The 10,432-nt window shown below is 31.3% G+C and carries 7 protein-coding genes; 4 read left to right on the top strand and 3 right to left on the bottom strand.

Annotated elements, in window-relative coordinates; genetic code table 11:
* The 3 genes from Q0C22_RS00785 to Q0C22_RS00775 form a co-directional block, all read left to right on the top strand.
* A partial coding sequence (locus Q0C22_RS00785) for an EAL domain-containing protein (RefSeq protein ID WP_291490187.1) occupies positions 1-2,570 on the top strand: 2,570 nt, incomplete at its 5' end.
* A 3-nt stretch (positions 2,571-2,573) separates the two neighbouring features.
* On the top strand, positions 2,574-4,247 hold the full coding sequence (locus Q0C22_RS00780) for a methyl-accepting chemotaxis protein (RefSeq protein ID WP_291490186.1): 1,674 nt from the start codon (positions 2,574-2,576) through the stop codon (positions 4,245-4,247).
* A gap of 10 nt (positions 4,248-4,257) precedes the next feature.
* A complete protein-coding gene (locus Q0C22_RS00775; protein WP_291490185.1) occupies positions 4,258-5,859 on the top strand; it encodes a methyl-accepting chemotaxis protein in 1,602 nt (533 codons plus the stop codon).
* A 409-nt stretch (positions 5,860-6,268) separates the two neighbouring features.
* Here the strand turns inward: Q0C22_RS00775 and glnA are convergent, their stop codons facing one another.
* Positions 6,269-7,681 carry a type I glutamate--ammonia ligase gene (gene glnA, locus Q0C22_RS00770; RefSeq protein WP_291490184.1) on the bottom strand — a complete coding sequence of 471 codons (1,413 nt, stop codon included), beginning with the start codon at positions 7,679-7,681 and terminating at the stop codon, positions 6,269-6,271.
* A 141-nt stretch (positions 7,682-7,822) separates the two neighbouring features.
* Here glnA and Q0C22_RS00765 point away from each other — a divergent pair, with 141 nt between their 5' ends.
* Positions 7,823-9,358, top strand: coding sequence for a sigma 54-interacting transcriptional regulator (locus Q0C22_RS00765; RefSeq protein ID WP_291490183.1), 1,536 nt, complete (start codon positions 7,823-7,825; stop codon positions 9,356-9,358).
* Positions 9,359-9,398: 40 nt separating this feature from the next.
* Here Q0C22_RS00765 and Q0C22_RS00760 read toward each other — a convergent pair whose 3' ends face one another.
* Positions 9,399-9,575, bottom strand: coding sequence for a hypothetical protein (locus Q0C22_RS00760; protein ID WP_291490182.1), 177 nt, complete (start codon positions 9,573-9,575; stop codon positions 9,399-9,401).
* A 77-nt stretch (positions 9,576-9,652) separates the two neighbouring features.
* Positions 9,653-10,432: ankyrin repeat domain-containing protein (locus Q0C22_RS00755; protein ID WP_291490181.1), on the bottom strand; the 780-nt coding region annotated here is incomplete at its 5' end.

Below are 10,432 nucleotides of genomic sequence, written 5' to 3'. Positions count from 1 at the left end.
TTTTACTTTTAAAGTGTTGGTTTTTAAAATTAATTTGGTTTAATAAGGAGACAACAATTCAAAATTATCTTGAAATACTAAAAAATTCTAAAATATTTGGCATATTTATTTATCAGGATAATGGTTCTATAGTTTATACAAATAAAACATTTAATGAATTTTTAGGCTATGATCAAAGCGAGCTTTTAGGCGTAAGTTTTTACAATCTAATTGATGTTTCAGGTGAAAACTTAGAAATAATAAAAAATATAGCAAAAAGACGCACGCAAGGAGAGGTTTTTAGCATAGAACTAAAAGAATATGTACTTATTGGCAAAAACAAAATTAAAGTACCAGTTTCTATTTTTGCATATACAATTGAGCATGAAAGAAAACCTTCAGGACTGGTTGTAGTATTTAATAAAACAAAAGAAAAAGCATATGAAAAGCTATTTTTTGCTTTAAGTCAAATAAACCAGTTAATAATCAGACAAAACGATGAAGAAAAGTTACTAAAATCTGTATGCGATGTACTTGTAGATAAAGTTGATTATGCTTTTTGCATTGTTGGTAGAGTTGAAAATAAAATTTTCAAACCTTTTTTTACAAGAGCGCAAAATAAAGATAACGAGGAAGAACTGAAGTCTTTCATGTTTGAAATTAAAGCTCAAAATAAATGCAAATGTAGTGCCAGTAAAGCATTTTATTCAAAAAAAGTGAGTTATATTTCAAATGTTGTTGATTTAAAAAACTGTATGTCTGATTTTTTTGAAAGACACAACATAAGCTCAACATGTGCAATACCTGTTGTTAAAAAATTAAAAGTTGCATATATAATTTTAATATTCGATGTTATACCAAATATATTTGATGGTGAATATTTACATTTGTTAAACGAAATCCAGCAGGATTTAATTTTTGCTCTCAAAAAAATTGAAGATGAAAAGTTTTTTTGGCTTACAAACACAGCTGTAAATGAGGGTTTTGAACTTGTTATTATAACCGATGAAAATTTTAAAATTATATTTGTAAACAATAAACATATTTTAATATCAGGCTATACAAAAAAAGAGCTTTTAGGCAAAAACATTATAAATTTTTTTGCAATTGATAAACCTAAAACTTTTAAAAAAGAGCTTTTAGATACTATAAAAAACACAGGTGAGTTTAGTAACATTATTAAGTATAAGCTTAAAAATACATCAAAAGACTACTATATAAGCATGTTTTTATATGATTATATGGCAGGTGAGCAATATTACATTTTGATAGGAAAAGAAATTGCCAAAGAAGATGACCTAAAAGAAAAGATTTTCAAATTTTCTCATTTTGATCAAATAACAGGATTAATAAATCTTACAACCTTTGAATACTCAATTGAACTTTTTTTGGAAAGGGCAGCAAAACAAAATCAAATTGGAGCGGTCATTATTATAAACCCTATACAATTTAAAAACATAAATCACGCATTTGGTTATGATGTAGGAAACATTATACTTCAAAATATTGCACAACGTATAAAAAATAATTTAAGACAGTATGATATTATTGCAAAATTAGAATCCGATAGGTTTGGTATTTTATTAAAAGATTTAAAAACCCAAGAAGACACATTTGTTGTATGTATTAAACTATTAAATGAGTTATCAAAACCTTATGAAACACAACAGGGTAAAATATCTCTTTCGTTTAATATTGGTTTGAGCTTTTTCCCGGATGATGCCAAAACTGCAAAAGATTTAATAAATAAAGCTCAAATTGCTTTAGCAGATGCCAAAACAAAAGGCGAGAATCAGGTAGGTTTTTTTAGAAAACAAATCGAGCAAGAATCATCAAAAAAGCTTAAATTGAAAGCAGAGCTTGAACTTGCTTTACTAAACAATGAATTTATTATTTATTATCAGCCATATGTTGATAAAAATAAAAAAATATCGGGCGCAGAAAGCTTATTAAGATGGAAAAAAGGCGCCAATATCATATCGCCAGGAGAATTTTTACCCATATTAGAAGAAACTTCTTTGATTGTTGATGTAGAAAATAATTTATTTGAACAAGTTTTAAAAGACATAAAAGAATTTAACATAGTTAGATACATTCCAATTTCTATAAATTTATCGCTTCAAAGTTTAATGCTAAAGCATATTAAAGACCTCATAATAACAAACTTGAAATACCACAATGTTGATGAGACCTTACTAAAAATTGAGATATTAGAAAGAGCGTTTTTAAACGATTTTAACTATATAAAACGGCTTATTGATGAATTTAGGCAAAATGGTATTTATTTTGCATTAGATGATTTTGGAACAGGTTACTCATCTTTATCTTATCTTACCAGGCTAAATGTTGAATTTCTAAAAATTGATATATCTTTTATTAAAGATTTGCAAAACGATAAGACAAAAAATATCGTTAAATCTATAATATATCTAGCAAAAAGCCTAAATATAAAAACAATTGCAGAAGGTGTAGAAGAGCTGTTACAATTCGATACTTTAAAATCGATGGATTGCGATTATTTCCAAGGTTATCTTTTTTATAAGCCAATGCCAAAAGATAAATTTTTTGAATTATTAAAAAATGGGGGGTGATTTATGATTAATAAACTTGTGATTTTTACTGTCGTAACTTTTTTGCTTTATTTTGCAGGAGGAGCAATAGGTTATATATTTTTTAGGGAATTTGTAAACCAGTACTTTATGTATACATTTAGTATAGCTACAACAGCTTTTGCTATTGCAAATTTTTGGTATTACTACAAAGTAGTGATTGGTCCAACGATAAAAGCAAACAAAGAGTATATGCAGTTGCTTCAAAACGAAAAGCATGATTTAACAAAAAAGTACGAGATGCCAAAGTTTATTGAAGCAGTGGGTGTTTTTTTAAATGACATGCTAACATTTTCCAAAAATATTTTTAGTGAGTTGATACTCAATGCTACAAAAACAGCTGTATTTAATGCAAAATTTAACTTTGAGCTAAAAAATATTACACATCACATGAATGAGACTAAAGACAACTTAGAAGCAATAAATAAAACAATGAATGACTCAACGAAATCAATTGCTGATATCTCAAAAAACATGGAAGGTTTTGCACGTTTTATGGAAGAGGTAAATAACATAAGTAATAAAACGATTTCAATAACAGACGAGATTAACAATGGCTCAAGGCAAACAATGAAAGTGCTTGAAAATAATAATAAGTCAATGGAAAATTTGCAAAACCAGATAGATGGCATAATATCAATTGTAAATATCATAAATGATATATCAAATCAAACTAATCTTCTTGCCTTAAATGCTGCTATTGAAGCAGCCCGTGCTGGCGAGCATGGCAGAGGCTTTGCGGTGGTAGCAGATGAGATAAGAAAGCTTGCAGAACAAACACAGAAACAATCAAAAGAGATAGAAAAAACGATAAATATTGTTGCAGAAAACTTTGATGGTTTAATTGATGGAAATAAAATGATTGGTGACACTATAGATAAAAATATGCATTCTGTACAAGATATGATTATAGCTTTTGAAAACCTTGCAAGTAAAATCAATCAGGCAAACAACATGATAAACACAATAACAGCTGGTATAGAGCAGCAATCAAGTTCAGTAGAAGAAGTAGCTCAAACAGTAGAATACCTTGCAAATTCAGTAAAAGAAATATCAAACAGCCTTGATGCAGTAAGTGCAAAAAGCTTAGATTTAAGCAAAATGTCTTCGCAGGTGGCAAATATTATAAAAAAGGTGAAAGTAGGTAGCCCACTTGAAAAAGTTGTGGAAATTGCAAATCAGGGTGCTAAAGAAATGAAAGAATTCATTGAAGAATCTATTAAAAAGGGTTTAATTTCATCTGAAGATATATGGGATAGAAACTATATTCCTATTCCAAACACTAATCCTCAAAAATATCGCACAAGGTTTACCGACTTTTTTAAAAAATACATTCAACCTATTGAAGATAAATATCTTAATATGGATCCAAACTTTAGGTTTTTTTTACTTACAGACAACAACGGTTATTTAATTCACAATTCAATTTATGATCAACCTCTAACAGGAAATTACGAAAAAGACCTTGTAGGAAACCGATCCATGAGAATATTTAATGACCCTGTGGGATTGGCTGTTGCAAGAAACACTGATAGTGTGATCATTCAGGTATACCCAAGGGATACTGGTGAAGTTATGGCAGATGTTGGTGTACCAGTTTTTATAGAAGGCAAACATTGGGGTGGCATAAGGGTAGGTCTTGCAGTAGAAAATATATAATGGAGGCAATATGAGTATTAAAAAATTACTTAATTTTTCAAATGGATTTTATCTTGTAAGCGCTATTACTTTGTTAATAATTATTGTTTTTTTGGGATACAATGTAAACAATAGTTTAAAAAAAACAGATTTGCAACAAAACTTGGTTTGTAATCTAAATGATATTTTGGTAGCCGGTTTACAAAAAAATGCTTCACTAAACAGTATTTTGATTTACCCAGAAAATCAAAGAGCAAAAAAAAATTTTGAAGTTGCCCAGAAAAACATGGATAAAGCATTGAAAAATGCTTTTAGTATAGCCAATCAAGAACAAAAAATTCAACTTTTAAATTTACAAAAAAACTTAAAATTAGATGAAAAATTTGAGAACCAAATGATTCAAGCTGCAATTGAAGGCTCTGCTCAAGATTATATAGATGAGCTTATGCAACAAAAAATTATTTCTTGGCGAAATGCTTTTCTGGCTTTGCAAAAGATAATTGGTCAAGAAAATCAAAATTACAATAAAGAAAAACAACTAATGCAAAAGTATATTATCGCTACTGTTTTAGTTGTAGTTGTAGCTATGATACTTACAGTTATAGTGGTAGTTATAGTATGGATAATTTTGTATAGAAGAATTTTTGTTCCTCTAAAAAATATAAACTCTCTTGTCTCCACCCTTGCCAAAGGTGGTGGTGATTTAACTATTGTATTGCCAAAGAACTCAAATGACGAATTTGGAGAGCTAACAGATAATCTCAACAAATTCATATCAACGCTTAAAGATATTGTTAGCCAGATTGTTTCAAAGGCAAAAGAAGTCCAATCTTCTGTAAACTCTCTTGCCACTTCAGCTGCTCAAATATCTGCTTCAAGCGAACAGGTAGCATCAAATACAAAAGAGATATCACACGCAACAGAAGACACAGCAAATGCACTATCTGGTATTGCAAGATCAACAGAAGACATAAGGGTATCTTCCGATGAAGCAAAAGAGATAACAGACCAAATGGTAAAACAAATTGAGTCCAATGTAGAAGCAATACTGGAGCTATCTGATTCTATATCCAAAGCAAGCCTTGATGTAAATGATCTAGGGGAAGCTTCAAAGAAAGTAGGAGACATACTAAAGATAATAAACGACATAACTGACCAGATAAACCTGCTTGCCTTGAATGCTGCCATTGAAGCAGCCCGTGCTGGCGAGCATGGCAGAGGCTTTGCAGTGGTTGCAGATGAGATAAGAAAGCTTGCAGAAAAAACACAGAAAGCTACAGATGAAGTAGCTTTGATAATAAAATCCATACAGGAAAAAACCACAAAAGTAGTCAAAGTAATGAACCAAACTCAGCTTGATACACAGGAAAAAGCAAACTCCATTGCCCAAACCAAAGAAAGTGTTTCAGTTGTATCAGATAAAATCTCCAATGTATCAGACCAGGTAAACTCTCTATCTGCTGCAACACAGGAGCTTTCTTCTACAGTTTCAGAGCTTGAGATGCAGGTAAAAGAAATCAGCAAAGCCCAGGAAGAAAATGCCAAAGCAGTAGAAACAATATCAGCCAATGCCCAAAACCTAAAGAACATATCAGAAGGACTGCTATCTACTGTAGGTAAGTTTAAGACTTAAGGTAGCTTTATCTCTTGCGCCTGGCAATGGCTTGCCTACTTTTTGTCATTCTGAAGGGCGATAGCGACGAAGAATCTCCCCACTTAAAAGTGAGATCCTTCGCTATCGCTTCAGGATGACTGACTTCGCTATCGCTTTAAGGTGACTGGCTTCTATAATCACAACGATAATTGCAATATAACTATTGTAGAGTACTTTAAGCGTGCATCCTATAACTTTGAAAATTAGTATGAAATTCTTCGCTTGGCGCTTTAAATTACAAAAATAAGACACTTTAAAGTCATTTCATCAATGTAAATCGTAAAAAGCATTATTTTTTTACAGGGCATTAACCTGAAGAATCGCTTTATTTTTTTGGAATAGAAAAAAAGCCTGTAAGAAAAAAGCTTACAGGCATTACATTTTACCTTTACACATCAAAATACATAAAAAACTCAATTGGGTTAATTGACATACTGTATGGCTTTAATTCTTTTTCTTTCTTGTAGTCAATCCATGTTTTAATTAAATCTTCACTGAATACATCGCCTTTTAGTAAAAATTCATGATCATCTTCTAATGCTTGAAGGGCTTCTTCTAAACTGCCTGGTGCTTTTGGCACATTTGCAAGCTCCTGTGGCGGTAAATCGTATATGTTTTTATCAAGCGGTTCTCCTGGATCAATTTTGTTTAATATGCCATCGATTCCTGCCATAAGCATTGCAGAAAATGCAAGGTATGGATTTGAACTTGGATCTGGAAATCTAACTTCAACCCTCTTAGCCTTTGGAGAGGATGAATACATAGGTATTCTTAGCGCTGCGCTTCTGTTTCTTGAAGAATAAGCCAGGTTAATTGGTGCTTCAAAACCAGGAACCAGCCTTTTGTATGAGTTTACAGTAGGATTTGTAAAAGCTGCTATAGCTTTTCCATGCTTAATAATACCACCCATATAGTACATTGCAATTTCGCTTAGACCAGCATATAGGTTTCCAGCAAATAGAGGCTTTCCGTCTTTCCATAAACTTTGGTGTGAGTGCATGCCTGTGCCGTTATCTCCAAATATAGGCTTTGGCATGAATGTAACTGTTTTGCCATACATGGCTGCTGTGTTTTTTACTATGTATTTGTATTTTAATACTTTATCTGCCATATTAAGCAAGGTATCAAACTTCATATCGATTTCACACTGACCTGCTGTTGCTACTTCGTGGTGGTGAGTTTCAACTTCTATACCGACTTTTTCAAGGTTTAAAATCATTTCTGTGCGCAAATCCTGAAGGCTGTCTGTTGGAGCAACAGGGAAATAGCCTTCTTTGTTTCTAATTTTGTAGCCAAGGTTTGGTTCTTCATCTTTGCCTGAGTTCCATATGCCTTCTTGTGAATCAAGATAATAGTAGCTTGCATTTTGTTTGATATCATACCTTATACTGTCAAGAATGAAAAATTCTAACTCTGGTCCAAAGTAGGCAGTATCAGCAATGCCGGTAGACTTTAGATACTCCTGAGCCTTGTATGCAATATAGCGTGGATGTTTTGGGTATGGTTGTTTTGTTATGGGATCAAGTATACAGCATACCATGTTGAGTGTTGTTACTTCTGTAAAAGGATCCAAAAACGCACTATCTGCATCTGGCACAACAAGCATATCACTTTCATTTATAGACTGCCAGCCTCTAATTGATGAACCGTCAAAACCCAGGCCTTCCGTAAATGTATCTGGCTCTATAACATGCGCTGGTACGCTGAAGTGCTGCCATGTACCAAGTAAATCAACAAATCTTAAGTCAACTACTTTTACCTCTTCGTCTTTAATAAGTTTTAGAACTTTTTCAACTGACATAAAAACCTCCTAAGTTTACTTGGTCTATATTAAGCAAAAAGCGTTCCTAAGTTTATAATAACTTGTTTTTTTAAAGTTTTTAATTGTTTTTCTATTATCACAAGCTTGTATTTTGTTAACAAAATTGTATAATTGTTTACAATGAAGAGCATTAATGTTAACGAAAATTATTTTAGCATACTTCATGAAGTAAGTAAAGTTTTGAGCAGACAAAACAATATAAGGGATGCTTTCAAAAGCATACTTAAATTGCTTTACTCTTATCTTGACATACCGGCAAGTTTTATTGCTTTGTATAACCCTATTGAAAATACATTGGAGATAAAAGAAAGTTTTGGTTTGCTTAAAAAAGAAAAATATAAAGGTGTTTTTAGAGTAGGTGAAGGCATTGTAGGCAGTGTATTTAAAAACGAGATTCCAGCAATCATACATGATCCAAAGGAAAATAAGGATTTTTTAAACAAAATGGGCATTTTAAACCGTTTTGATTTTGATGTAGTTTTTATTGGAACCGTAATAAAAATTGGTGGAGAAAAACTTGGTGTGCTTGGTGTTTACAAAGAAAAAACGCGAAATTTATCATATGAAAATGAGATAAAGTTATTATCAATGATAAGCATTCTGATCGGTTTTGCTCAAAAAATGAATGAAAAACTTGAATTTCAAAAAAGGACATTTGAGCAGGAAAAAGAAATTTTATTAAATAAAATAGAGATTAGAGAGCCTATAGCTGAAATTATAGGTGTTTCAAAACCGATTGATAATTTAAAAAACACTATTTTAAAAGTTGCCAATGTTGATTCGACAGTGCTTTTAGAAGGTGAAAGCGGCACTGGAAAAAGTTTGGTTGCAAAAGTTATACATAAACTAAGTAGCAGAAAAAAAGAAGCTTTTGTTAGTATAAACTGTGCAAGCATACCAGAAAACCTATTAGAAGCAGAACTTTTTGGTTATGAAAAAGGTGCATTTTCTGGTGCAATTTCTCAAAAAAAAGGGAAATTTGAAATAGCAGATAAAGGGACAATTTTTTTGGATGAGATAGGCGATATTCCGTTATCATTACAAGGAAAACTATTAACAGTAATCCAGGAAAAGGAATTCTCCAGGCTTGGCAGTCTAAATACAATTTCTGTAGATGTTAGAATTATTGCAGCGACAAATAAAAATTTATACGAGCTTGTAAACGATGGAAAATTTAGAGAAGATTTATATTACAGGCTTAATGTTATACCTATAAAAATTCCGCCTTTAATTGAGCGAAAAGAAGATATACCAATATTGATAGATTATTTTTTAAAGATATTTAACGAAAAATACAATAAAAGTGTTCAACTTTCAAAGGAAGTTTTAATAGAATTGATTAATTATAACTGGCCTGGTAATGTAAGAGAGCTTGAAAATATTATAGAAAGACTTGTTGTTATGAATGATCATACTATTTATATTAAAGACCTGCCTGCATATATTTCACAAAATATATCATTAAAAAAATATGAAACACCAATTAATAGCGACAAAAATTTACCTAACCAAATACAAAATATTGAAAAAAAACATATAGAAACAGCTTTGAAAGAAACAGGATTTGTAAAATCAAAAGCAGCTAGATTACTTAATCTTACTTTAAGACAATTAGATTACAGAATTCACAAATACAATATAAAACTACAAAAATAAAAAGCACAAACAGACCTTTCTGTTTGTGCTAGGGCCTTAATTAGCAACCTTCTATTTTTGGTTTAGCGGCTTTCTTTGCAGCTGCTGTTGGAGCTTTCTTTTCTACTTTTTTCTCAACTTTTTTCTCTACTTTTTTCTGCTCAGCTGCTTTTGCGCCAAGAGAAAGTGCTGTGGTTAAAAACATTGATGCAACCAACATTGCTAAAACTTTTTTCATGCCATACCTCCATTAAAAATTTTTCAAATTATAGTAACTTTAAAAGTGCAAGTCAAGCATTTTTTTATTAATAAATATTAATATGTTGCTCCATGTTGCAAAAGAAAATTATAAACGCTTTGATTACCACTTTCTTTTGCTGCACCAAGTGCGGTGCCACCAACAACACTTCTTGCATTTACATCAGCACCATGAGCAATTAAAATTTTACAGATTTCTAAATTTCCATAATAGGCTGCATACATTAGCGGGGTTGATCCATTTTTATCTTTAACATTCGGATTTATGCCTTGGGCTAATATCTTTTTTACAAGTGTAGCGTTAGAGTTTGATACAGCTTTAAATAAATCTTCTGGCGTGTATGATTTTTTTGGAATACTTTCTTTTGTTTGTTGTGTAACAGTTGATGTTTTACTGGTATTTACATTTGGATGAATAATATTTTCACTAATTTTTTTAATATCTGCTTTATTAAGCTTCCATTCATTTCCAGATTTAATTAACTCCCAGGTACCTTCGTATGTACTAACTGCTGTTCCATCTTTTATTTTATCTTGTGCTGTTACTATAACATTTGCTTTGGATGTTTGATTATCAAGCTGCGTAATTTCTACATTTTTAAGTTCTGTTGATATAGTGTTTTTAAAACCATCAGACCAAAGATTGTAGGGTTGTTTTGCTTGAAAATTGCTAGAAAGCACACTATAGGCTTCCCGCAAGTTATTTGGTATGTTTTGATAGTAAGTTTTAATTGTATTTAGGATAGCGTTTTTTTCTTCTTCAAGGTTTTGTGGCGTTTGGTTTTGTGTTGCATTGGTTGTTTGTGTTTGTTGAGTGATCATGTTTGAGCTTAATTC

Origin of the sequence: Desulfurella sp. (genome assembly GCF_023256235.1) — a bacterium.
In the GTDB taxonomy this organism is placed as follows: Bacteria; Campylobacterota_A; Desulfurellia; order Desulfurellales; family Desulfurellaceae; genus Desulfurella.
Note: the sequence above shows the minus strand (reverse complement) of the source record. Positions and strands in the feature narration are given on the sequence as shown.

Bases quoted from the DNA above. Each gene is read 5' to 3' on its own strand.
- Q0C22_RS00780 (WP_291490186.1), top strand. From the start codon at position 2,574: ATGATTAATAAACTTGTGATTTTTACTGTCGTAACTTTTTTGCTTTAT.
- Q0C22_RS00760 (WP_291490182.1), bottom strand. From the start codon at position 9,575: ATGAAAAAAGTTTTAGCAATGTTGGTTGCATCAATGTTTTTAACCACA.
- Q0C22_RS00765 (WP_291490183.1), top strand. From the start codon at position 7,823: ATGAAGAGCATTAATGTTAACGAAAATTATTTTAGCATACTTCATGAA.
- Q0C22_RS00775 (WP_291490185.1), top strand. From the start codon at position 4,258: ATGAGTATTAAAAAATTACTTAATTTTTCAAATGGATTTTATCTTGTA.
- glnA (WP_291490184.1), bottom strand. From the start codon at position 7,681: ATGTCAGTTGAAAAAGTTCTAAAACTTATTAAAGACGAAGAGGTAAAA.